The organism is Bacillus pacificus, assembly GCF_020861345.1.
Taxonomy (GTDB): Bacteria; Bacillota; Bacilli; order Bacillales; family Bacillaceae_G; genus Bacillus_A; species Bacillus_A pacificus.
Genome location: NZ_CP086328.1, coordinates 627,605 through 651,491, shown reverse-complemented (window position 1 = coordinate 651,491; position 23,887 = coordinate 627,605). Strand labels below are relative to the sequence as shown.

Annotated in this window: 25 protein-coding genes; 6 read left to right on the top strand and 19 right to left on the bottom strand. The window is 40.3% G+C overall.

Annotation, left to right across the window (positions count from 1 at the left end; translation table 11 throughout):
• Positions 1-83 precede the first annotated feature (83 nt).
• Together thpR and pepV are read right to left on the bottom strand one after the other, a co-directional pair.
• Entirely contained in the window at positions 84-629 is a 546-nt protein-coding gene (gene thpR, locus LMD38_RS03395; protein WP_062822642.1) for an RNA 2',3'-cyclic phosphodiesterase, read from the bottom strand.
• Between the two features lie 219 nt (positions 630-848).
• Positions 849-2,255: a dipeptidase PepV gene (pepV, locus tag LMD38_RS03390; protein WP_062822641.1), complete on the bottom strand. Its 1,407-nt coding sequence runs from the start codon at positions 2,253-2,255 to the stop codon at positions 849-851.
• Positions 2,256-2,612: 357 nt separating this feature from the next.
• Between pepV and LMD38_RS03385 the strand changes: the two genes are divergently transcribed.
• Positions 2,613-2,834 carry a DeoR family transcriptional regulator gene (locus LMD38_RS03385; protein WP_000805512.1) on the top strand — a complete coding sequence of 74 codons (222 nt, stop codon included), beginning with the start codon at positions 2,613-2,615 and terminating at the stop codon, positions 2,832-2,834.
• Positions 2,835-2,915: 81 nt separating this feature from the next.
• Here the strand turns inward: LMD38_RS03385 and LMD38_RS03380 are convergent, their stop codons facing one another.
• Positions 2,916-3,644 (bottom strand): pseudouridine synthase, encoded by a 729-nt coding sequence (locus LMD38_RS03380; RefSeq protein WP_062822640.1) that lies wholly within the window; start codon positions 3,642-3,644, stop codon positions 2,916-2,918.
• Between the two features lie 41 nt (positions 3,645-3,685).
• On the bottom strand, positions 3,686-5,338 hold the full coding sequence (locus LMD38_RS03375; RefSeq protein WP_062822639.1) for a putative polysaccharide biosynthesis protein: 1,653 nt from the start codon (positions 5,336-5,338) through the stop codon (positions 3,686-3,688).
• 400 nt (positions 5,339-5,738) lie between these two features.
• On the opposite strand from LMD38_RS03375, the gene LMD38_RS03370 reads away from it, so the two are divergent.
• Positions 5,739-7,010 (top strand): BaiN/RdsA family NAD(P)/FAD-dependent oxidoreductase, encoded by a 1,272-nt coding sequence (locus tag LMD38_RS03370; protein ID WP_000558888.1) that lies wholly within the window; start codon positions 5,739-5,741, stop codon positions 7,008-7,010.
• A gap of 263 nt (positions 7,011-7,273) precedes the next feature.
• The gene (locus LMD38_RS03365; protein ID WP_001227998.1) at positions 7,274-8,710 is read left to right on the top strand and encodes an MDR family MFS transporter; all 1,437 of its coding nucleotides are present in this window, start codon (positions 7,274-7,276) and stop codon (positions 8,708-8,710) included.
• Positions 8,711-8,742: 32 nt separating this feature from the next.
• Here the strand turns inward: LMD38_RS03365 and LMD38_RS03360 are convergent, their stop codons facing one another.
• Together LMD38_RS03360 and LMD38_RS03355 are read right to left on the bottom strand one after the other, a co-directional pair.
• Positions 8,743-9,066: an ArsR/SmtB family transcription factor gene (locus tag LMD38_RS03360; protein ID WP_000098837.1), complete on the bottom strand. Its 324-nt coding sequence runs from the start codon at positions 9,064-9,066 to the stop codon at positions 8,743-8,745.
• Positions 9,067-9,498, bottom strand: coding sequence for an SRPBCC family protein (locus tag LMD38_RS03355; protein ID WP_000437775.1), 432 nt, complete (start codon positions 9,496-9,498; stop codon positions 9,067-9,069).
• A 423-nt stretch (positions 9,499-9,921) separates the two neighbouring features.
• Between LMD38_RS03355 and LMD38_RS03350 the strand changes: the two genes are divergently transcribed.
• Positions 9,922-10,149 (top strand): DUF3973 domain-containing protein, encoded by a 228-nt coding sequence (locus LMD38_RS03350; RefSeq protein WP_000498992.1) that lies wholly within the window; start codon positions 9,922-9,924, stop codon positions 10,147-10,149.
• A gap of 34 nt (positions 10,150-10,183) precedes the next feature.
• On the opposite strand, the gene LMD38_RS03345 is transcribed toward LMD38_RS03350, so the two are convergent.
• Positions 10,184-10,366: a sporulation protein Cse60 gene (locus LMD38_RS03345; RefSeq protein ID WP_000621752.1), complete on the bottom strand. Its 183-nt coding sequence runs from the start codon at positions 10,364-10,366 to the stop codon at positions 10,184-10,186.
• Position 10,367: 1 nt separating this feature from the next.
• A complete protein-coding gene (locus tag LMD38_RS03340; protein ID WP_228920179.1) occupies positions 10,368-10,604 on the bottom strand; it encodes a DUF2553 family protein in 237 nt (78 codons plus the stop codon).
• 254 nt (positions 10,605-10,858) lie between these two features.
• Here LMD38_RS03340 and LMD38_RS03335 point away from each other — a divergent pair, with 254 nt between their 5' ends.
• Entirely contained in the window at positions 10,859-11,353 is a 495-nt protein-coding gene (locus LMD38_RS03335; RefSeq protein WP_001993652.1) for a CarD family transcriptional regulator, read from the top strand.
• A gap of 72 nt (positions 11,354-11,425) precedes the next feature.
• On the opposite strand, the gene LMD38_RS03330 is transcribed toward LMD38_RS03335, so the two are convergent.
• From LMD38_RS03330 to moeA, 8 genes are all read right to left on the bottom strand, one after another.
• The gene (locus LMD38_RS03330; protein WP_000286661.1) at positions 11,426-12,211 is read right to left on the bottom strand and encodes a glucose 1-dehydrogenase; all 786 of its coding nucleotides are present in this window, start codon (positions 12,209-12,211) and stop codon (positions 11,426-11,428) included.
• Positions 12,212-12,224: 13 nt separating this feature from the next.
• Positions 12,225-13,082, bottom strand: coding sequence for a glucose uptake protein GlcU (glcU, locus tag LMD38_RS03325; protein WP_062822638.1), 858 nt, complete (start codon positions 13,080-13,082; stop codon positions 12,225-12,227).
• Positions 13,083-13,118: 36 nt separating this feature from the next.
• The gene (locus tag LMD38_RS03320; RefSeq protein WP_062822637.1) at positions 13,119-13,538 is read right to left on the bottom strand and encodes a DUF3888 domain-containing protein; all 420 of its coding nucleotides are present in this window, start codon (positions 13,536-13,538) and stop codon (positions 13,119-13,121) included.
• A gap of 93 nt (positions 13,539-13,631) precedes the next feature.
• A complete protein-coding gene (gene moaD / locus LMD38_RS03315) occupies positions 13,632-13,865 on the bottom strand; it encodes a molybdopterin converting factor subunit 1 (RefSeq protein WP_061183145.1) in 234 nt (77 codons plus the stop codon).
• 2 nt (positions 13,866-13,867) lie between these two features.
• On the bottom strand, positions 13,868-14,332 hold the full coding sequence (moaE, locus tag LMD38_RS03310) for a molybdopterin synthase catalytic subunit MoaE (protein WP_000185933.1): 465 nt from the start codon (positions 14,330-14,332) through the stop codon (positions 13,868-13,870).
• 157 nt (positions 14,333-14,489) lie between these two features.
• On the bottom strand, positions 14,490-15,284 hold the full coding sequence (locus LMD38_RS03305) for an RNA-guided endonuclease TnpB family protein (RefSeq protein ID WP_080454441.1): 795 nt from the start codon (positions 15,282-15,284) through the stop codon (positions 14,490-14,492).
• A gap of 45 nt (positions 15,285-15,329) precedes the next feature.
• The gene (mobB, locus tag LMD38_RS03300; RefSeq protein ID WP_062822636.1) at positions 15,330-15,848 is read right to left on the bottom strand and encodes a molybdopterin-guanine dinucleotide biosynthesis protein B; all 519 of its coding nucleotides are present in this window, start codon (positions 15,846-15,848) and stop codon (positions 15,330-15,332) included.
• Positions 15,818-17,107: a molybdopterin molybdotransferase MoeA gene (moeA, locus tag LMD38_RS03295; RefSeq protein WP_062822635.1), complete on the bottom strand. Its 1,290-nt coding sequence runs from the start codon at positions 17,105-17,107 to the stop codon at positions 15,818-15,820. The genes mobB and moeA overlap by 31 nt, the downstream gene beginning before the upstream one ends.
• Positions 17,108-17,190: 83 nt before the next feature.
• On the opposite strand from moeA, the gene moaC reads away from it, so the two are divergent.
• Positions 17,191-17,676 (top strand): cyclic pyranopterin monophosphate synthase MoaC, encoded by a 486-nt coding sequence (gene moaC, locus LMD38_RS03290; RefSeq protein ID WP_000094140.1) that lies wholly within the window; start codon positions 17,191-17,193, stop codon positions 17,674-17,676.
• Positions 17,677-17,714: 38 nt separating this feature from the next.
• Here the strand turns inward: moaC and LMD38_RS03285 are convergent, their stop codons facing one another.
• The 3 genes from LMD38_RS03285 to LMD38_RS03275 form a co-directional block, all read right to left on the bottom strand.
• Entirely contained in the window at positions 17,715-18,728 is a 1,014-nt protein-coding gene (locus LMD38_RS03285; protein WP_062822634.1) for a molybdopterin-synthase adenylyltransferase MoeB, read from the bottom strand.
• 16 nt (positions 18,729-18,744) lie between these two features.
• Positions 18,745-19,758 (bottom strand): GTP 3',8-cyclase MoaA, encoded by a 1,014-nt coding sequence (gene moaA / locus LMD38_RS03280; RefSeq protein ID WP_001157146.1) that lies wholly within the window; start codon positions 19,756-19,758, stop codon positions 18,745-18,747.
• Between the two features lie 173 nt (positions 19,759-19,931).
• Positions 19,932-23,807: a BclA-related collagen-like exosporium protein gene (locus tag LMD38_RS03275; RefSeq protein WP_228920177.1), complete on the bottom strand. Its 3,876-nt coding sequence runs from the start codon at positions 23,805-23,807 to the stop codon at positions 19,932-19,934.
• Between the last annotated feature and the right edge of the window lie 80 nt (positions 23,808-23,887).

Genomic DNA, 23,887 nt, shown 5'->3' with positions numbered 1-23,887 from the left:
CTTTTCTTATCAACGAAGCCCTATACAGTAACACATTGTTCTTTATAGTATATTCACCTGTATAAAAAACGTTTTCATACATTCTATTTTTGTAATTTTATTTCAGCAATTGCTTTATATTTCGGTGTCTCCTTTACATGAGATTCGTATAAAGTAATCGTATCCGCTTGAAATGATATTTCAGGCACTTCCTTTATATGTTCTAAATCAAACTTTTCTTCTCCTACCCATTTACGGGCAACAGTAATATGCGGATGATACGGGCGCGTTTCTAAAGAAAATCCATTCTCTTCACACATAACGTGTACTTGCTTTTGCAATTGAAACAAATCTTGATTTTCGCTTACCTTTGCCCAAAAAATACGCGGCCTGTCTTCCATACCAAACGTTGAAAATCCTTGTAATGTGAACAATAGTTCTTTCATTTCTATAAGTGCTTGTAATCCATTCTTTATTCCTTCTAATTGTTCCTCTGTCGCACTACCTAAAAACGAAAGGGTAATATGATAGTCTTCTTTATGTACCCATGAACGAAATGGTAATTCCTCTTGCATTTCCTCTTTATAGTTAGACAGCACTTCTTTTATATGATTTGGTAACGTAATTGCGACAAAATAATGCAGTTCCATGTACATCTTCTCCTTCTTTCTATTGTTGCTTTTCTTTCTTATCTCATTCCATTAAAAAGAATCCAACTTCCCTACAAGTCTAACCAAGTTCAGGTCGCGTTAATAGATGAAATGATATCTACATTTCGACAAGGAACAGCTGCTTACCAACAAACGGCACGTAATAGAAAACCGTCCCAAAGTATGTATCGGGACGGTCTTTTATTATTTATATATCCATTACTTCGCTAATTCATAAATTGCTTGCGCGTAAATTGCTGTTGCCTTTAATAAGTCTTCAATTTCAATATACTCATCTTTTTGATGCGCAAGTTCTTCTTTTCCAGGGAACAATGGGCCAAATGCAACACCAGCTTTTAACGAACGAGCGTAAGTACCACCGCCAATTGCTAATAGTTCTGCTTTTTCACCTGTTTGTTCTTCATATACGCGCTGCAACGTACGAATTAATACATGGTCTTTATCAACGTGATGCGGACGAGAGTTCGAATAATCAGCCACTTCAAATCCATGAGTACCCACATATTCTTTTAACTTTGCAATCGTTTCTTCAAAGTTAGTCGTAACTGGGTAACGTACGTTTAATCCTAAATTACCACCATTCTCTTTCGTATAAGAAAGGCGACCAACATTCACTGTTAACGGACCACTAACCTCATCTTTATAAGCGATAGTAGCCTTTTCACCATAAATATCACCAATAAATGTTTCTGCTACAAATGTTGCAAACGAAGCCCCTTTTCCATCAAGAGCAACTTTCGTTAAGAAGTTTGCCAGTAATAAACCTGCATTCTCGCCCTTCTCTGGAGTAGATCCGTGAGCTGAAACCCCTTTAATTTGCAACGTTACTGTATTACCTTCTACAATTGCTTCACCTATTTTTTTAGCAGTTTGTAAATACTCTTCATATGCTACTGTAAGTGCACTTACATCCTCTCCTGTAACAACCGCTTCTGCAAAATCAGGAACCATATTTAAACGGCGACCTGACTCAAATGAAACAAGTTCATATGTACCTTTCTTCTCTTCACTACCATTTTGCACAACTTGTATATCAGAAATTCCTTTTTCTGCATTAATAATTGGAAAGTCCGCGTCTGGCGCAAAACCGATTGTTGGCATTTCTTCGTTTTTAAAGTAGTGATCTACACATTTCCAATTACTTTCCTCATCTGTTCCTAAAATCATACGAACGCGTTTTGAAAGAGGTAATCCTAATTCTTTCACAATTTTCATCGCATAGTAAGCTGCCATCGTTGGGCCTTTATCGTCAATTGCACCACGTGCAAAAATCTTTCCATCACGAATATCTGCACTATATGCAGGAGTCGTCCAGCCATCGCCTTCTGGTACAACGTCAACGTGACAAAGAATACCTACTAATTCTTCTCCTTGTCCCATTTCAAGATGACCTGCATACCCTTCTAAATTTTTAGAAGTAAAACCTTCCGTTTCTCCTTTATGTAACATGAAAGATAAAGCTTTTTCTACACCTTCACCGAATGGTGCGCCCTCTTTCGCCGATTCTTCTTCCCATACACTTTTAATTTGTAAAAATTGTTGCGTATCACGAATTAAATCATCTTTTCGTTTTGCAACTTCTTCTGTCCAATTAATTGCTGACATCACGCATCCATCCTTCACTATATTGTTTCTTTCATCATAACAAACCGAAATCTCTTATGCCATATACGAAAACCAAATACCGAACAATTGTAATATTTCAGATATTTCTTATTAGTTTTTCTTTTATTTTTCTAAAAAAAATTGCAGGAATTTGGCGTTTTACGTAGAATTTTATGTGTTAGTTGACTGACCATATATACAATGTCAACTACCAATATTTTTCTATATGAATATTTGTTAAATTTCTGTAAAATTTAAGTAGATTAAAGCATGAATTTTATCATGTAGAGTACAATGGTAGTAACGACCTTCTTTCCTGAATGGGGTCAAAAAAACTAGTAGAGGAGTGGTTTTCTCTTGAAACCTACAACTACTCGTATGCTAACACGCATTAAATCAATTTATATGTACATCAATGAAAACGGAACGGTAACGACGAAAGACCTTGTAGATGAGTTCGGGATCACACCGCGAACGATACAACGTGATCTAAATGTGTTGCAGTTTAATGAACTCGTGTATAGCCCTTGCCGCGGTAAGTGGACAACAACAGGAAAGAAAGTGAGAATGACCTCATAACGAAAAATAATTGTATGTAAATAAATACATACCCCTTTCTAACTCATTAGAAAGGGGTCTTTTCTGCGCCTAAAAATAGTACTATTTCTCAGTATCTACTTGATATGTTTTTAACATCTCTACTTCTTCATCTGTTAGCTCTCGGTATTGTCCAAGTTCTAGCTCTTCATCTAACACTAACGGCCCCATCTCTGTTCTCTTTAGGTAGACTACTTTTTTCCCTACCGCTTCAAACATACGCTTCACTTGATGGAATTTTCCTTCTGTAATGACAAGCTCGATTTCAGAAATATCATCGCTTTTTAATATTGTAAGTGTACCTGGCTTTGTTTCATAGCCATCATCTAAAATAACACCTTTAGCAAACTCTTTTACATCCTCTTCTGTTACTACTCCTGCAACATGTGCATAATATTTTTTCGGCACATGCTTTTTCGGAGATAACAATTGATGTGATAACTTCCCGTCATTTGTTATTAATAAGAAACCTTCTGTATCAATATCAAGTCTTCCCACTGGGAACGGATTAAAAATCGCATCTTCTAACTCTAATAAATCTATTACCGTTTCATGATTATCATCTTCTGTCGCTGAAATAACGCCTTGTGGTTTATGCATCATTAAGTAAACAAACTCTTTATATTCCACAACTTCACCGTGAATCATAACTTCTTGTTCTTCTACATTTACATGAACCTTTGCATCTTTCACTGATATGCCATCAATTTTTACAACGCCGTCTTTCAATAATTTCTTTACTTCTTTTCTACTTCCATATCCCATATTCGCTAATAATTTATCTAATCTCACGTTCTTCACCTTCTTTATTTATCATAGAAAAGGGGACGTAATTACGCCCCTTTTGATTTCAACTTTATTTTGAATCTATTGCCAAGTTTACGTTGGATTTTCTCTAACGCTTCTCCGCCGAATACTCTTTCAAGTACTCCTGTGCGAATTGCTAACAATCCGTAAACAAGACCACCAATACTTGCACAAATCGCAACCGTAATAAGAGCGCCCATTCGGCCATCCGGTGAAATCATGAAGGATAGAATCCATTGTGATAATTTCACAGTAACGACCATTACAAGTGTTAATACTGCAATTTGGAATGTTCTCTTATATACAACACCGAATGAATAGTGTGCGTATTTTTTAATTTGTTGATTTGTGTACCAAACAGAGACTAGGAAACCAACAGCTGTTGCTAGAATCGCCCCTACTGTACCGAAATAACGAATAAAGATTACGTTACATACAAATTTCAAAATAACACCCATTATAAGTGCGATAATCGCATGCTTTTGTTGGTTAATACCTTGCAGAATTGCCGCTGTTACTGTAAATAAAGCAAATAACAACGCAACCGGTGCATACCACATTAATACTTGTCCACCTAATGGATCTGAATCGTAAAATGCAGTATAAATCGGATAGGCAAGTGATGAAATACCGACAACCGCTGGCAATGTTAAGAACATATTTGCCTGGAATGTTTGTGTAATCTGTAACTTTAAATAACGGTATTGCTTTTCAGTAAATGATTTTGTAATCGCTGGTACGAGCGTTAAACTAAACGCTGTCGCAAGTGATACAGGAATCATAATTAATTTATGCGTCCACATTGTGAAAATACCGAGCGCTCGCTCTGCAATATCTCCTTGACCAATCGCTTGCATAATTGAGTTAAATGTCAATGTATCGATTTGTTGATATAAAGGAATTGTTAACCCAATTACAACGTAAGGAATCGCATATGCAAATAATTCTTTAAATAATTGAACAGTACTCACTGTCGATTCTGGTGCAGTTTGTTCAATTAAATATTGATCCAAATGTTTTTTACGTTTTAGCCAGTACCAAATGAGTACACCGAGCGCTCCAACTGCTGAAACGAATGCAGCAAATGTCGCTACCCCAACTGCTGTTGCAACTGTACCGCCAAGTACTTTAATAACGATAAAACTACCCGCTAATAAAAAGACGATACGAATAATTTGTTCAATAATTTGCGAGACAGTAGTTGGTCCCATCGATTGGTGACCTTGGAAATAACCACGAATTAAACTCGCTGCCGGTACAACAATAAGCGCAAAACTTACAAGACGAATAATCGTCGTAACTTCTCCTATATTACTGTGTACACTTTGTTTACCAAGCATTGCTTCTGCAAACAACGGCGCCGTCATGTACAGTACTAGGAATGAAAGAACTCCTGTTACTATCATCATAACCATTCCCGAGCGGAACATTCTCCGGCTCGTTTTATAATCGCCAAGCGCATTATATTTGGAAACGAATTTTGAAACAGCAAGCGGCACCCCTGCCGTTGCAATACTTAAAAAGATAGTATATGGAATGTATCCATATGTATAGAGCGTTCCGCCTTCTGTCCCTACTAATGCATGAAACGGAAAGACGTAAATCATGCCTAAGAACTTCACTAAAAATGTCCCTAACGTAACGATAAGCGTTCCGCGCAGAAATTTCGAATCGGACATACAAAAATCCTCCTACATCTACATAAAGTGAAACTTTAATCAGTGGGGTGTTCTTCCCCACTGATTATTAGTTGAACCAATCGGGCATTTAGGGGCAGTTAATCTCCCACCTACTTCTTTGACCTAAGCAAACTTTAAGGTGGGAGTCTTACTGCCCGTTAATGCGGGGTAAAGTGAAACTATAATAAATTGAACTATTCGAGCATTCGAGAACTATTAGACTTCCCCTAACTCATAAGGTTTTAGTCCTATGGCCCACAAATAGCAGGATAGTGCTGAACTCTAACTTTTGTATTGTACCACAATTCTCTCCTTAAGCAGTACTTCACTCTATTTTTCTTTTAAGGGAAAACATGCTATTCTTTTAGGCAGGAAATGTAGAAAATGAGGTCGATATATTATGCATTATGATGTTATTGTCATCGGCGGCGGGCCTTCTGGGCTAATGGCTGCAATCGGTGCTGCAGAAGAAGGCGCAAGCGTCTTACTTCTTGATAAAGGAAATAAACTAGGGCGTAAACTTGCGATTTCTGGTGGCGGCCGCTGTAACGTAACGAACCGTCTACCACTTGATGAGATCGTTAAACATATACCAGGAAATGGCCGCTTCTTATACAGCGCTTTTTCTATTTTTAATAATGAAGATATTATTACATTCTTCGAAAATCTCGGTGTAAAACTGAAAGAAGAGGATCATGGCCGCATGTTCCCTGTTTCAAATAAAGCCCAATCGGTAGTAGACGCACTTTTAACACGATTAAAAGATTTAGGTGTAAAGATCCGCACGAATACACCTGTTGAAACGATTGAATATGAAAATGGTCAAACGAAAGCCGTTGTACTGCAAACAGGCGAAGTGTTAGAAACAAATCACGTCGTTATCGCTGTTGGCGGAAAATCTGTTCCTCAAACTGGTTCTACTGGAGACGGATATGCTTGGGCAGAAAAAGCTGGTCATACAATTACAGAATTATTCCCAACAGAAGTACCAATCCTTTCAAACGAACCATTTATTCGAGATCGTTCACTGCAAGGCCTCGCTTTACGAGACGTAAACTTAAGCGTATTAAACCCGAAAGGAAAAGCTATCATTTCTCACAAAATGGACATGCTTTTCACTCATTTCGGCCTATCTGGTCCTGCTGCCCTTCGCTGTAGTCAATTCGTTGTAAAAGCACTGAAGAAGTTCAAAACGAATACAGTGCAAATGAGCATCGATGCATTGCCAGAAGAAAATAGTGAACAACTATTCCAGCGCATGCTGAAACAAATGAAAGAAGATCCGAAAAAAGGAATTAAAAACGTTTTAAAAGGTTATGTACCTGAGCGTTACTTCCTATTCTTATTAGAAAAAAATGAAATTGATGGCAGCGAGCAAGCTGGACAAGTTTCTCATGAGAAGATTCGTGCACTTGTGAAAGACTTTAAAGAATTTACTGTAAATGTAAATGGTACGCAGTCAATTGAAAAAGCATTCGTTACTGGCGGCGGTGTATCCGTTAAAGAAATTAATCCGAAAGAAATGTCGTCTAAATTCACAAACGGCTTATATTTCTGTGGAGAAGTTCTTGATATTCACGGTTATACTGGTGGCTATAATATTACATCTGCTCTCGTTACTGGTAGAATTGCCGGAACGACAGCTGGAGAAAACGCGAAAATGAAGTATTAAAAAAAGAAACAGGGATTCCTGTTTCTTTTTTATAGGTACATGAAATTATATCAGCGATTCTACTACTTATATCGGCGATTTTTCAAATATATCAGCGATTCTGCAACTTATATCGGCGATTTTTCAAATATATCGACTTACCGACAAAAAACGACAAATATACGCTCCAGCTAACTTCCCATTGCTTTTTTGTTGCTTTATTTACCTTAGTACCTTTATATTTTATATTGTTGAATATTTGAAAAAGGGTAAGGGGAAAACATATGAGAAAAAAAGTCATGATGTCTTTAATGCTAATGACGTTTCTTTCTGCGGTAGAAGGAACGATTGTTAGTACAGCAATCCCTCGTATAACGAGTGATTTATCCGGCGTTGAACTTGTTAGCTGGGTTTATGCAATTTACATGCTTGCCACAGCGGTTTCAACTCCAATATACGGAAAGCTCGCTGATTTATTCGGCCGTAAAAAGGTTTTACTTATCGGAGCTACAATCTTTTTAATCGGTTCTGCACTTTGCGGTGTCGTTACATCGATGGAACAATTAATCTTCTTCCGCGCTCTTCAAGGTATCGGTGCTGGTGCTGTTATGCCGATCACAATGACGATTATTGGAGACTTATATAGCGAAGCGAAAGACCGCGCGAAAGCACAAGGCTGGATGAGTGCCGTTTGGGGTGTATCTGGTGTTATCGGACCGTTAGTAGGTGGATTTTTAGTTGATTCTCTTTCTTGGCGTTATATTTTCTTCTTAAACGTTCCATTTGGAATTATTGCCTGCTTAATGATTGCCATTTACTACAAAGAATCTATTAAGCCTGCTAAACACCATATCGACTATCTTGGTGCAACAGTCTTCTCATTAAGTACGATTGCTCTACTATACGCGTTATTAACAGGTAGCAGTAAGCAAAACTGGGGAGACATAACAATTATCGGCCTATTAATCTTCGCCGTCGTTTCATTCCTTATTTTCTTATTCATCGAGAAAAAATCTCCGGAACCATTAATTCCGCTAGCACTTTTCTCTAACCGTACATTATCTACGATTAATATATTAACGCTTATTGCTGGCGCAATGATTATTAGTATTACAATGTACCTTCCAATTTGGAGCCAAGGAGTATTAGGAAAAAATGCGACAGAAGCTGGACTTATTTTAATGCCAATCCCTGTTATGTGGACATTTGGCGCTATTTTCTCTGGTAACTTAGTAGGAAAATTAAAAACGAAACAAATCATTTTACTTGGGGCTAGCATTTTATCAGTCGCTACATTCTTATTATTTACATTATCAACAAACTCACCATCGTTCCTTATTTATGTGGCAGTCGGATTATTCGGCTTAGGAATGGGGCTTGTAACACCGATTTACATGGTAACAATTCAAGCAGCCGTACCAGCTCATACACGCGGAACAGCCGTTGGTTTAAACACATTTATTAATACATTTAGCCAAACGTTAGGTGCGGCAATATTCGGTACAATCTTCAATACGATGATTCACGCACGTGGTATTAAAAACCTTGATCTTGTATCTGGCGGACATGGAGGTACTACAACAAACGTAGTAACCGAATCGCAATCCGCATTAGCATCAAGTGTACACGTCATTTATATGAGTACTTTTGTATTGGCAGTATGTACATTAATTATCGCTTGGCTTTTATTAAAGCCCGCTACACAAACGAGTGAGCAATAAGAAAGAGGATGACCAAAATGGTCATCCTCTTTTTACTCCTCATTCTCCACAATATGTTTCAACATGGACAATTTATTATCCCAAAAACGTTCATAATACGAGAGCCACTGTTGTAATTCCTCTAATGGTTCTGGATGCAAGCGATATATTTTCTCTCTTCCGCTTTTTCTTCCGCTTACTAAATTCGCTTCTGAAAGAATATGAAGGTGCTTTACAACCGCAGTACGACTCATCGGAAAATGATCCGTTATTTTGGAAATCGGTAACTCTTTATCACTTAATAACCGTATTACTTCTCGGCGGGTTGGATCAGCAATTGCTTGAAACACATCATATTTCGCTGCTGATGAGGACACTTAGCCTTCGACAACCTTTTTCAGTTTTTCATTTACAATCGCTACCCAGCCTCCGCTCATTCTGTCGCGAATAATAGAGCTCTTCGCATTCGCTTTCGGAAGAATTTCATCAGGGTGTTTCCAGCCGCCGTGAATTAACGTAAATTCTGTTTTATTATCTCCTAGGTCTTTCAGATGAAATGAAACAACCCAGCCATCTGTATCCCATGAGAAAGATAGGTGATTTGGCTCATCGATTTCTAATACTTTACATGGTGATGGTCCGAATGGTGATTGTACATGAAATTCATGTCCTACCTCTAATACGAAATCATTTGGCATAAACCATGAGGCAATCCCTTCTGCAGTTGATACTACATTCCACACCTTTTGAATAGACGCGTTAAAAACGATCGTTTGTTTAATGTCAGTTAATGTATTTTGTTGTTCCATTTTCATTCTCCTTTATTCGGCAATCAAATATAACACCTTTTGGTTACACTTAGATAATATAACACCTTTTAGTTTCATGTCAACGCTAACTCTTTTTTACTGTTGAGAAATTCTCAACATTTTTTCAACAGGACAAACACCCTCTGAGCATTCCCTCATAATATACTCACAAAGGCAATAAAAAATAAAAACTTTTCTCAATATGAAACTCCATCATTCATCTTGAAAGAAGCGCCTTACGTATATCATGCGTATTTCGTCTCTCCTCCTTCCCTCAGGGACACTACGCGAGATATGAAAAATCAGAAGGAATATGCCCACCATTTGAGTAGGTAGTTATTTCTCTTCTCCTCAACATTTCCTCAGGAGCGAAATGACTACCGACTCACTTTTTCAAACAAAAATAAAAAGGGGATGAAAGCTATGTTCTATTGCATTAACTGCTCTGACATTCACCATGAAAAACATCCGAATGATAAAGTATTCAAAAACGGTTTTTATATTGATCCATTTTTAGGTGATCGTTATCACCTTGGTATGTGTAAAGATGCCCAAAATCATCAGACAGGGGAGCCTCTTTTAACTACAAAACAATTAGGCACAACCCAATCTATTATGAACGTATTACCGACACATGTTGTCCCAACATAAAACATAAAAAAGAGCTGGCTCACCCAGCTCTTTTTTATGTTTTATAAACGATCATTGCTGAAAAACAATAAATTTGGTTTTCGTCATCATTAATAGAAACACCGACTTGGTACTTAATATCTACAAAGTTACTATCATCAATCTTTTTCAAAAAAACATTTACAGCGTCTTCTAAGTCTTTTTCGTGACTTTCATCAAACACTTTCACACGAATCATGTTAACACCATCCTAGATCGCAGCCCTCCGCCACTTGATTATTGCCACGGTGCGTATCTATGATGCGATAAAACTTTCCGTCTTCATATATATATCCGTCTTCTAACACATATTGTTTACCTTCAGTATAGACATAAAACTTACCTATCATAAATTTACTCGTATATAATTCCAAATAATCTGGCCTAAATTTAGCTACAACTTTATTTGTAATATCAATTTTTATTGTGCGCCCCACCTTCTCTCCCTCCTTTGCAAAGAACGGATTTAGGTATATTGTATTAGCGATTTTACATTTTATGCTTAAAAATAAGTGGATATGCCTCCTTTCTCCGCCTGTACTATTTTTCTAACAAAATCATCAATAAGTAAAAGCAAAAAAATATATATAAAAGGAACTTTTACTTATTGACTCAAATATAATTATTATGGTATTATATAAAATTTGACATTTTCATTCACTTGTGCTATCATTAAAGATGGTTACCACATATGGAGGTGGATGATTTGTTTCAAATTGGTGATAAAATCGTTTATCCAATGAACGGCGCAGGAGTCATCGAAGCCATTGAAGAGAAAGAAATATTAGGAACAACACGTCAATATTGTGTGATACGTATCATTAGTAAAGATATGCAAGTAATGCTTCCGATGGATCAATTACAAAAATCAGGTATTCGTTATATCGTAGATAAAGGTACGTTAGATGATATACTTCTTGAATTTCAAAACGGGGAATCAGATACATCACTTTCCTGGAAACAAAGATATACAATGAATATGGAAAAAATGAAAAACGGCAATCTGCAAGATAGTGCAGAAGTTGTTCGAGATTTACTTCGCCGCAATAAAGAGAGAGCTTTAAATGCGAGCGAAAAACAAATGCTAGATAACGCCCGAAAAATGATGATTAGTGAAGTTGCACTCGTACAAAATGTTTCTGAACATCAAGCAACAGAATATCTTCAAGACACTATTAATCACTAAATTTAAAATAGCTGGCCGCTATTTTTTTGTGTAAAAAAAGGACGAAGAGTTTTATCTCTTCGTCCTTTTCTATTACCCACGCCCAGCTTGAAACGATGGATATAACGTCATTCCACCATCTGCAAATAGCGTAATTCCAGTTACATAACTCGCCTCTGAGGAAGCCAGCCACGTTGCTACCGCTGCAATTTCTTCTGGTTTTCCAATATAGCCCATCGGTATCATACTTTCTACGTCAGCACGTTTTTTAGGATCAGCAAACTTTTCTGCATTGATCGGCGTATTAATTGCACCTGGTCCTATATTATTTACTCGAATACCTTTTGGCGCATATTCCATCGCTAACGTTTCTGTCATCAGTTTCATACCGCCCTTACTTGCTGCATAGTGCACGAACAAGGGCCACGGAATTTTCTCATGAACACTAGACATATTAATGACAGACCCTTTAATATCATGTTCTACAAAATATTTAATCGCTTCTCGGCTTCCTAAAAAAGCACCTGTTAAATTTGTGTTAATTACCCGATTCCAATCTTCAAGCGGCATTTCATGCGATGGTACCGCATTTTCTATCCCGGCATTATTAATCATAACGTCAAGCGTACCAAACTCTTTTACAGCAGATTGAATGAGATTCACCACATCTGATTCGACTGTTACATCACCTTTTACAGCAATCGCTTCTCCGCCTACCTTTTTAATTTCTTCTAACACATCATTCGCTTCTGATTCTCGTGAGCGATAGTTAATTACTACTTTTGCTTTCTCCGCAGCAAACCTTACTCCTATCGCTCTTCCAAGACCAGTTGCTGATCCTGTAATAACGACAACCTTTCCTGCTAAATCACTATACATTCCAATACCTCCTTTAACTTTTTGCTATACCTAACATAATTCCGGCTGCAATAATAAAAACGATACCGACAACAATCCCTGTTAATTGGCGTTTCGTTTTTCTTTCACCTAATATAAGAATCCCGCCAAGCGTCGAAATAATAATTCCCATTTGCGATAGCGAAAAACTTGTTGCCACTCCGACACGCGGTTGCGAAATGAATAAAAACATATTTCCAGCTGCCCAAATTAATCCTGGAATAATATTTCGTATTGCATATTTATTAAATGGATGATGTTTAAACGTAAGCAAAATCCCTCCTAACACCATACCAACTGCTTGTGGCAACAAAGCTGACCAACCATCTACGTTAAACAGTCTAATCACTACTACGTAAACTAAATAACCGACTGTTGAAATCAATAAAATGATAATGCCCTTTTTAAAATTCCCCGCTTGCTCTGCATTCTTTTCTTCTTCACTTTGAAGCGATGTTAAAATAACACCAATAATAATACAAACGAGAGCCAATACACCAAGGACGACTGATATTGTTGTGGACCACTCATGAAATACGATGACTCCAAATAAAGTTGTCGCAACTAATTGAAGTCCTGTTGAAATGGGCATCGTCCTTGAAACGCCCATTAAATCAATACTTTTTAATTGATTCGCCTGACCAAGCGCCCAAAATAAACCTGATACAATCCCAACTCCGATAACAGTAGGAGTCAATACTGGTTTCATAAAAATATAAACAACAATTGAGAAAATAAGTGCGCCAAACGTTGTTCCGAGCGTTTGGCTATAAGGCCCTCCGCCCAGTTTCACGTTAAATAGCACAATACTTCCCCAAAATATAGCTGGTAAAATCGCTAAAAATATATCCATCGCTCATTACCTTTCTTTACTAAATGTCATAGGTTATCACTCTGAATCAGTAGAGTGAGCTTTTATTTTTTCTTTTTGACGTTCACAAACCTTTTCTGCAATAGCACCAGAAACATTCTTTTCCCGCTCCACTTTCTGTATCTTTACGTGATCTAAATGATCCTCCAAAGTAAGTGTAACTTTATCATTCGGTGGATTATGCGCACCTTGGAACGTAAGAAATTGTAGCGTAATTTCAAATCTAGGAACGAACTCACCGTTCTTGCCGAGACGCTTTATATTGATAACTGAAGCACATTCATATTGATCTTCTGTCACTTGCCTAATAACTGAATAGTACCTATTCGATAATGCACTCTCTAAAAGTTGTTCTCTTGATTCTTTCGCGAAAGAATCACTTGGAGAAGAGAAAAAGGTCACACATAGCATTGTTATAACTGCACATATTTTTTTCATAGTTCCCTCCTTGTTCTATACATTAGTGTTCTCAAAACTGCCATAAAAAAACGACTTTCCCTATGTAGGAAAGTCGTTTTAATAAATCCAATATTAACCACCGCTCACTGGTGGGATAAGTGCAACAACATCACCAGATTGAATCGTATCATCTTCATTTGCATATTCTTCATTAATCGCAACCATAATTGGTGTCGATACTGGCACATTATATTCAGTTGCAACAATATCTTTTAACTCTGCAACCGTAATATTTTCTTTCTCTATTTGTAATTCACTTCTTCCTGCTTCTTCTTGCAAGTTCGCAAATAACAATACTCGAATCATACTTATAACTCCTTCCCAGGCTCTCCCGCCGGATATGGCGTTTTTTCTAATTGATCGCCAATCCAAGAGTCTCCATCTTCCCAAAACTCTTTTTTCCAAATCGGAACAATTTGTTTTATGCGTTCCATAATATATTCATTTGCTTCATAAGCCGCTTTACGATGCGGCGTTGAAACAGCCACAACAACCGCGATATCAGAAATTTGCAGTGTACCGATGCGATGTGTAATCGCAACGTGTGTACCTGGCCATTTCTCTTTCACTTCTAATCCGATTTTCTCTAGCATCTTTTCTGCCATCGTTTTATAAGCGACATATTCTAAGTATAATGTACGACGCCCTTTCGTAAACTCTCTAACCGTTCCAATAAATGTTGTAACAGCACCACATTCGCGGCGAATTACTCTCTTCGCTACCTCTTCAATGGAGATTTCTGTATCAATTACTTCATAATACGTATTTGTCATTTCGCACTGCTACTAAAAATATAGACAAATGTATATTCTTAGAGTATTCCTGCTTCTACGTGCCCTGCCTCGCTAATCACTCTTGCTACTACAGTTTGCTGTGACACTCCACAGGCGTAAATTCCGATGTAGCCCACCGTACATATATACAATCTATTTACGTTAGTATTGTATATTTTTTTGCTTGTAAAAGGTTGATTGACGCATTCAAATCTCTATCCATTACATTTCCACAATCACATGTATATACTCGGTCAGACAGCTTTAAATCCGACTTTTTTTGACCGCAACATGAACATATTTTAGAAGATGGATAGAATCTGTCCACTTGCCGTATTTCAATTCCATATTCCCTACATTTCGTTGATAACCATGTTTTAAAAGCATAAAAACATTGTTGCGCTACAGCTTTAGATAGATGTTTGTTCTTCATCATACCTTTCACATTCAAATCTTCTACTGTAATAAACGTTGGCTTGGTTTTCACCACATCATTTACAATAGACTTTACATACGCTAATCGAATATTTGCTAGCCTAGCATGTAGTTTTTGCACCCTAAGAATATTTTTGTTTATATTCGCTCTTTTATTAGTAACAGGTTGTTCACCTCTCTTTCTTATATTTTCAAATTTGCGTGATAAAGAGCGTTGTTCACGTTTTAACCGTTTTTCTATCTTTTTTACTTGTACTGTTCTATTTATATTTTTGTGAGTTTTTCCATCGCTACGTACAGCGAAGTCTTTAATTCCCAAATCAATTCCTATACCTACTGCATTGAGAATTGAATTTGGTTTTACCTCTTTCACTTCACAGAGTATAGAAACATAGTATCTTCTTCCTTTTGGGTTTCGGTAAGCAGTTAAAGCACCTTGATTGTCCCACCTTCGTAATGTCTTAACAGAAACATTAAGAAGCATTTCTGAAAATTCTTTCGGTTTATATTGTTTCATAAGTACTTTTTTATTATATATGCCTACTTTTGTCTATGTTTTTGTTTACTGTTTCTTTCTCCTTACCGTTTGTACAAACCAATCTATATACAAATCTTCTTCTGTTATATGAAATACTTTATATTCTTCTCGTAAGTGTGCAGGAGCATCATACCACGTAATAACCGCTACTATATTTTCTACTTTATGTAAAAGTTCAACGTCTTCTTCAGAACGAAGTAACACCACTTTCGGATAGCTCTCTTTTTTATAGCCCTCGATTACAATTGTATCTACTTCAAAAAACTCATATAGGCGAATAATTTCTTGCAAAGACCATTCTTCTCTTAATGACGACATGGAAAGTAATCCAGCGCCTTCTACACTACTTACGATCGCACCGGCCTTTCGGTGCCTTTCACTATCTTTTTGCGCTACTTCTGGAAAACCTCCGTGTCCGTGATGTTTAATGGTAGCAACTTTCATGTTTTGTTCAGCTAATGCATACACTACTTTCTCAACAAGTGTTGTTTTCCCGCTATTTTGATACCCTACTATTTGTAAGATTGAAGGGGCTTTGCCCATGGCCAATCACATCCCTCAGCGTGCTCTAACAATAATACAGACACTTTCATTCCTGCCTCAAAGCCTCTTGTTCCTCCAGGCAACACAATAAAAGCATTCGCATCTGCAAGTGAAGATACCGCACTCGATTTATCTAAACCGACCGGCATCGCTTGTAATGCCCCGTCCACGATTGTCACCTTTGCTCTTACAAAACGAGTAAACGGATTCGGCTTTGGAAAATCCTTTTGTAAAATAGCATCTGCTCTATATACGTGAGGTTCTTTCGCATACAAATATGTTTTTATAACCGGATGCACAAATAACTCAAATCCTACGTAACAAGCTGACGGATTCCCTGATAAACCGAAAAGTAACTTTCCATCAACTTCAGCTACGGTCGTTACACTTCCTGGTCTCATCGCTATTTTATTAAAGAGTACATTCGCTTGTAATTTTTCATAAATAGCTGGCAAGTAGTCATAATCTCCTACCGACACACCGCCTGTCGTAATTAAAATATCAACTTCATCCATCGCTGATTGAACAGCTGTAAAACATGCATCTAACTCGTCGGCAAGTTGGCCATAATACCGAACTTTACCTCCAGCTTTCATAATTTGAGCAGCAATCATATAAGAGTTACTATTTCTAATTTTCCCCGGCTGTAACGACTCATGTACTTCTAACAATTCACTTCCTGTCGTCACAATACCAACAACAGGCTGTTTTACAACTTTCACATTACTATATCCAAACGTCGCTAATAAGGCCGCAACACCTGGATTGATTGCAACACCTTTCTGAACGAGAACTTGATTTTGCTTTATATCTTCTCCTTTAAATGACACATTGTCACCACTATGAAACGGACGCTTTAACTTCATATATGTTTTTCCGTCCTTCTCAAAACCTTCCGTCAGCTCTAGCATTACGACTGCATTACAATCTGCTGGAATAGCTGCTCCTGTCATAATACGAACCGCCTGAAAAGATCCTACTGCATCTAGAAAAACAGACCCCGCTCCAATTTCTCCTATTACTTCAAACTCAATTGCATTCTCTTGATTTGCTTCTTTCGTATCTTCCGCTCGAATTGCGAAACCATCGTAAGGAGAACGATCAAAATGAGGAACGTCATGATCAGAGACAACATCCTCCCCAAGAATTCTCCCGTAACTTTCCGTAATAGAAATCTCTTCTACTTCACCAATTTTCGCGTATTCCATTACTCTCTCTACTGCCTCAGCAACTTGAATCGGAATTCGTTTTTCTACCATCGTTTCTCACCCCATATTTGCAATTTTTTTTATCTCGATTACACTTTATATATTAAATAGAAATTACTTCAAGGAGGAATTCCATGTCTTCATTCACACACTTTAATGACCAAGGACGCGCGAAAATGGTTGATATAAGCGACAAAAAAGCAACCGTTCGAACAGCAATTGCGTGCTCTAGCATTGTCGTTACAAAAGAAATTTACGATAAAATCTCTCATAATGAAATTGGGAAAGGTGACGTATTAGCAGTTGCACAAATCGCTGGTATTATGGCTGCAAAACGCACTTCTGACATTATCCCAATGTGCCATCCTTTATTATTAAAAGGTGTTGACGTTTCTTTCGATTGGAAACAATCCGATGAACAATATCGATTACTGATTGAAGTAAAAGTTAAAACAGAAGGTAGCACCGGTGTTGAGATGGAAGCTTTAACAGCTGCTTCCGCTACCGCTCTTACTGTGTATGATATGTGTAAGGCTGTTGATAAAGGTATGATTATTGGCGAAACGTACTTACTTGAAAAAACAGGTGGAAAAAGTGGCGATTATGCGAGAAAGTCTTAACCTTCTCCCTGTTGAACCTAAAGGATTTCCCTTTAGGTTCAACCTATATATCTTGCATATAAACGTTTTGCTACATTTATATCATTCGTCCCATGAATAAAAGCTCTGCCATCTGTAAATAAAACAAAACGAAATTCCTCTACTAGAAAAGATACTAAATACGGAGTAGCCTTTACATCCACACTTCTTTGTAAGCGCTTTTTAATTTCTTCTAAATTAAATTCATTCCGCACACCTGGACGGATTTGTACTGTATTTCGTCCACATAACACTTCTGTTTTCGTTTGTGCTTCAAATGTTAAACTCGGATATGTACGTAATCTTCCGCAAGATAAACACGTTTCTTTTTTCTGCCTATTCACTTTAAATGCCATCTGTTGATTATTCCAGAGATCAAACGATAACATCGTTTCGCGAAGTGCCCCATAGTCTTCTACTAATATTTTCAGCGCTTCCGTTATTTGATGCGCAACTACTAATTGTACTGCCGGCTGTATAATACCAGCCGTATCACATGTTGCTCCGCTCGCCGGATGCTCCATTAAACAGCGGAAACACGGTGTTTTTCCTGGTAAAATTGTATACGTTACTCCGTAGCTCCCAACGCAACCACCATATATCCACGGAATATTATACTTTTGTGAAATATCATTAATAAGAAGACGCGTTTCAAAATTATCTGTCGCATCTAATATTAAATCTACATCCTTCACTAACTCTTCCATTTCTTGCACTGTTACATCCGTCACAACCGGATTTATTTCCACCTCAGAATTAATCGCTTTTAAATGCTCTGCCGCTGCTACCGCCTTCGGTTTATACTGCGTTGCGTCTTCTTCTGTATATAATTGTTGCCTTTGTAAATTACTCCACTCTACATAATCACGATCCGCAATTGTTATTTTTCCAACACCTGCTCTAACAATCGCTTCTGCATTTGCTGCACCAAGAGCTCCCGCACCAATAATAAGCACATGCTTTTCTCTAATTTTTCTCTGTCCTTCTTCTCCAACACCAGAAAATAATATTTGCCTTGAATATCGCTCCTGCATACGATAGCCTCCTTTCTTATCCTCCTATATAAGACATTTCAATTTTCGGACGATTTTTTGCACTTTCTTCCGTCCGTTCATCCGAATACCTATCTTTTCTATTCATCCATACATCTTGTATAACGCTTACTAACTCCTCATCCGAAAGATTTCCTCTAAGAAGTTCCCTTAGGTCGAGTCCCTCTGTCGCAAATAAGCAAGTATAAAACTTTCCATCTGCTGAAATTCTCGCTCTCGTACAAGAGGAACAAAAGGACTCAGAAACAGAAGTAATAAAACCGACTTCAGTATTTGTTCCAACGTAACGATATCGCTTCGCAACTTCACCAAAATAATGTGCTTCAACTGGCTCAAGCGGATACACGCGATGAATCATCTCAATTAACTCTCGTTTCGTAACGACTTGATCAAAGTTCCATCCATTTGTACTACCAACATCCATAAACTCAATAAACCTAAGCGAGATTCCTTGCTCTTTAAAATACGCAGCCATTGGAAGTACTTGATGATCATTCATCCCTTTTTTCACAACCATATTTACCTTTACATCAAGCCCAGCCTCTTTTGCAGCCATAATTCCCTTTATAACAGGTTTCGTATTAATATTCCGGCCATTAATAGCCTTAAATACATCATCATCTATTGCATCCAAACTAACATTTACTCTATGTAATCCAGCTTCTTTTAATACTTTTGCTTGCTTCGTTAAATGAATTGCATTGGTCGTTAACCCTATATCTAATAGCCCGTCAATTTTCATGAGACGTGCAATAAGTTTTGTTAAATCTTTACGAAGTAGTGGCTCGCCACCAGTAAGTCTAATTTTTCGTACACCGATACTAACAAATAATCTTGCCAATCGCTCAATTTCATCAAACGTCAGTAAAAACTCATCTTTCAAAAAAGCATAATCTGGCCCAAACACTTCCGCTGGCATACAATATGTACATCTAAAATTGCAACGATCAATGACAGATATACGTAAATCTTGAAGCGGGCGTCCAAAAAAATCTGTAACCATCTCCTGCATCGCCACCCTCCCTTTCTGCCAAATTTCTCTCTTTTCATTCTATTATAATATATTTTCGAACCGCGATGTTTTTGCTCATGTGAATAAAGTAAAACTTTCCTAATCAATAAGACTACATACAAATAAGGAGATAAAAAACCTTGAAGCATAGAAGCCCCAAGGTTTTCTTCTTATTAACTCAATCTAATAATCGTTAGAGTAGCTCCTGGCGTTGCCGTAGATAATGTAGCTATTGCAACTACTCCAAATAATTGCAAGCTAACAGCGGCTCCAGCAGGCAAGTTAGCAATTATTGTTGCACTAAAGGAACCAGTAGCCACTGTCGGGGCGTTTATCGTTCCTGCAAGCGGATTGCCATTTACAGTTATACGGGAACTTACAAGTAATCCTGCCGTTAGATTAATTGTATAAGCTATATAATAATTCCCTGCACTCGCAACTGTAAATACAGTATTCCCTCCACTGACAGTAATTCCTGGGCCAATATTTTGATTGTTCGGTAATGGTATATTCGTACCACCTAATAAAACGGAAATAGCGGTTCCAGATGTATTATTCGCAAATGCATACGTTGCAGTTGTACTAACTCCCGTCGCCCCGGTCGCTCCAGTGGCTCCAGTGGCTCCAGCTCCGGTTGGACCTGTATCTCCAGTTGGACCTTGTGAACCGGTTGCTCCTGTTGCCCCCGTTGGACCTTGAATTCCTTGCGGGCCTTGAATTCCTTGGGGACCTGTCGCTCCGGTTGCTCCTGTAGCTCCCGTTGAACCTTGAATTCCTTGTGGGCCTTGAATTCCTTGCGGGCCTTGAATTCCTTGGGGACCTGTCGCTCCGGTTGCTCCTGTAGCTCCCGTTGGACCTTGAATTCCTTGCGGGCCTTGAATTCCTTGTGGGCCTTGAATTCCTTGGGGACCTGTCGCTCCGGTTACTCCTGTCGCTCCCGTTGGACCTTGAATTCCTTGCGGGCCTTGGATTCCTTGTGGACCTTGTGGGCCGGTCGGACCTATGTCACCTTGCTGACCTTGGATTCCCTGTGGGCCTTGTGCTCCTGTTGCCCCCGTCGCTCCTTGGATTCCTTGAGGACCTTGTGGACCTTGAATTCCTTGTGGGCCGGTTGGACCTATGTCGCCTTGTGGGCCTTGAACTCCTTGGGGACCTTGTGCTCCCGTTGCCCCCGTTACTCCTTGGATTCCTTGCGGACCTTGAATACCCTGTGGACCGGTTGGGCCTATCTCTCCTTGAACACCTTGGATTCCTTGCGGACCCTGTAAACCCGTCACTCCGGTTGCTCCCGTTGCTCCTGTCGCTCCTGTCACTCCAGTTGAGCCTGTCGCACCGGTATCTCCTGTTACTCCTGTTACTCCTGTCGCACCTGTTGCTCCTGTCGGGCCAGGTGGTCCACCAGATGGACCGGTTACTCCCGCCGGACCTGATGGCCCCGTTGGGCCGGTCGGTCCTGCTGGTCCTCCAGATGGGCCTGTTACCCCTGTTGGACCGGTTACTCCTGTTGGGCCTGTAGTGCCCTCCCCTGTCGCACCTGTTGCTCCCGTTTCTCCTGTTGCCCCCGTCGGACCTTGGATTCCTTGAATTCCTTGTGGACCTTGCACTCCTTGTGCGCCCGTCGCTCCTTGAATTCCTTGTACTCCTTGCACTCCTTGGGGCCCCTCTGGACCTGTTGCTCCTATTTCCCCTTGTATCCCTTGAATTCCAGTTGCTCCTTGTGCTCCAGTTGCTCCCGTTATCCCTTGCACACCTTGTATTCCCTGAATTCCTTGTGGACCTTGTGGACCTGTTGCTCCTTGCACGCCTTGAATGCCTTGTATCCCCTGAGGACCCTCTGGACCCGTTGCTCCAACTGGCCCTTGAACACCTTGGATTCCTTGCGGACCCTGAAGTCCCTCTGGGCCTTCTGGACCGGTTGGACCTATCTCTCCTTGTATCCCTTGGATTCCAGTTGGACCTTGTGCCCCAGTCGGACCTATGTCACCTTGCTGACCCTGGATTCCCTGTGGGCCTTGTGCTCCTGTTCCCCCTGTCGCTCCTTGGATTCCTTGAATTCCTTGGGGACCTTGAATTCCTTGTGGGCCGGTTGGACCTATGTCGCCTTGTGGGCCTTGAACCCCTTGCGGACCTTGATCTCCTATTGTCCCCGTTACTCCTTGGATTCCTTGCGGACCTTGAACACCTTGGGGGCCCGTCGGACCTATCTCTCCTTGCACTCCTTGGATTCCTTGCGGACCTTGTAAACCCGTCACTCCGGTTGCTCCCGTTTCTCCTGTCGCTCCTGTCACTCCAGTCGATCCTGTCGCCCCAGTATCTCCTGTTACTCCTGTCGCCCCGGTTGCTCCTGTCGGGCCAGGTGGTCCACCAGATGGACCTGTTACTCCCGCCGGACCTGATGGCCCCGTTGGGCCCGTCGGTCCGGCTGGTCCTCCAGATGGGCCTGTTACCCCTGTTGGACCGGTTACTCCTGTTGGGCCTGTAGTGCCTTCCCCTGTTACCCCAGTTGCTCCCGTATCTCCTGTTACCCCCGTCGGACCTTGGATTCCTTGAATTCCTTGTGGACCTTGCACTCCTTGTGCGCCCGTCGCTCCTTGAATTCCTTGTACTCCTTGCACTCCTTGTGGTCCCATCGGACCTGTTGGACCAATCCCCCCTTGAGCACCTTGCACTCCTTGGGGCCCCTCTGGACCCGTTGCTCCTATTTCCCCTTGTATCCCTTGAATTCCAGTTGCTCCTTGTATTCCAGTTGCTCCCGTTATCCCTTGCACACCTTGTATTCCCTGAATTCCTTGTGGACCTTGTGGGCCTGTTGCTCCTTGCACTCCTTGAATTCCTTGTATCCCCTGAGGACCCTCTGGACCCGTCGCTCCAACTGGCCCTGGCACACCTTGTATTCCTTGCGGCCCCTGAAGTCCCTCTGGACCTTCTGGACCTGTTGGTCCTATATCACCCATCGGACCTTGTATCCCTTGCACTCCCTGTGGGCCTGTTGCTCCTGATGGCCCTGGTACTCCTTGTATTCCTTGTGGACCTTGATCTCCGGTTGCCCCTGTTACACCTTGTGGCCCTATAGCCCCCTGTATACCTTGTGGACCTTGATTCCCTGTTGCTCCCGTTGCTCCTTGAATACCCTGAACTCCTTGAATTCCTTGTTCACCGGTTACTCCCGTCGGACCAGGAATACCTTGAATTCCTTGCGGACCTTCTGGACCTGTTGGCCCAATTGGCCCTTGAATCCCTTGTATTCCTTGCAAGCCCTGTGCTCCCGTGCTTCCAGTCGGACCTGTACTTCCCGTTGCTCCTGTTACCCCTGTACTTCCTGTAGCCCCAGTATTTCCCGTTGCTCCGGTTGCTCCTGTACTTCCACTCGGTCCACCGCCCGGACCTGTCGCACCAGTCGGCCCCGTCGGACCAGGAGGTCCTCCTGATGGGCCAGTTATCCCTGTTGGACCAGTTACTCCCGTCGGACCGGTTATCCCCTGACCAGTCGCTCCGGTTGCTCCTGTATTTCCACTCGGTCCTTGTGGTCCTTGTATCCCTTGTGCTCCTTGTATTCCTTGTGGACCGGTTGCTCCCGGTACTCCTTGCACTCCTTGAATTCCTTGAGGTCCCTCAGGTCCTGTCGCTCCAATTGGCCCCTGTAATCCTTGTATTCCCTGTATTCCTTGTGCTCCAGTCGCTCCAGTTGGACCAATCGGCCCTTGTAACCCTTGTACTCCTTGAGATCCTGTCGCTCCGGTTTCTCCCTGTGGTCCTCTCAATCCTTGTGGCCCCTGCTGTCCTTCTGATCCCGTTGCACCTATTGGCCCAACCAGTCCTTGTATACCTTGCACACCTTGAGGCCCTGTTGGCCCCCTTTCTCCCATCGGACCTTGAAATCCTCTTGGTCCTTGTGGGCCAGTCGCGCCTTGTGGACCGGTTGGACCAGTAATCCCAATACCAGTAAATCCCGTTGGAACGGGAGGAAAAGTGGGCCCAATAAGTTCTGGTGAAATTCTAAAATTAGGGTTTAACGAATGTTGTTGCCTTTTATTATCGCTCTCTCTCACACTTTCACCACCTACACACCATCTTTTTTTACATTACAAACCTCTTCTTAATATGTATTTACAAAAATAATCTCAAAGAC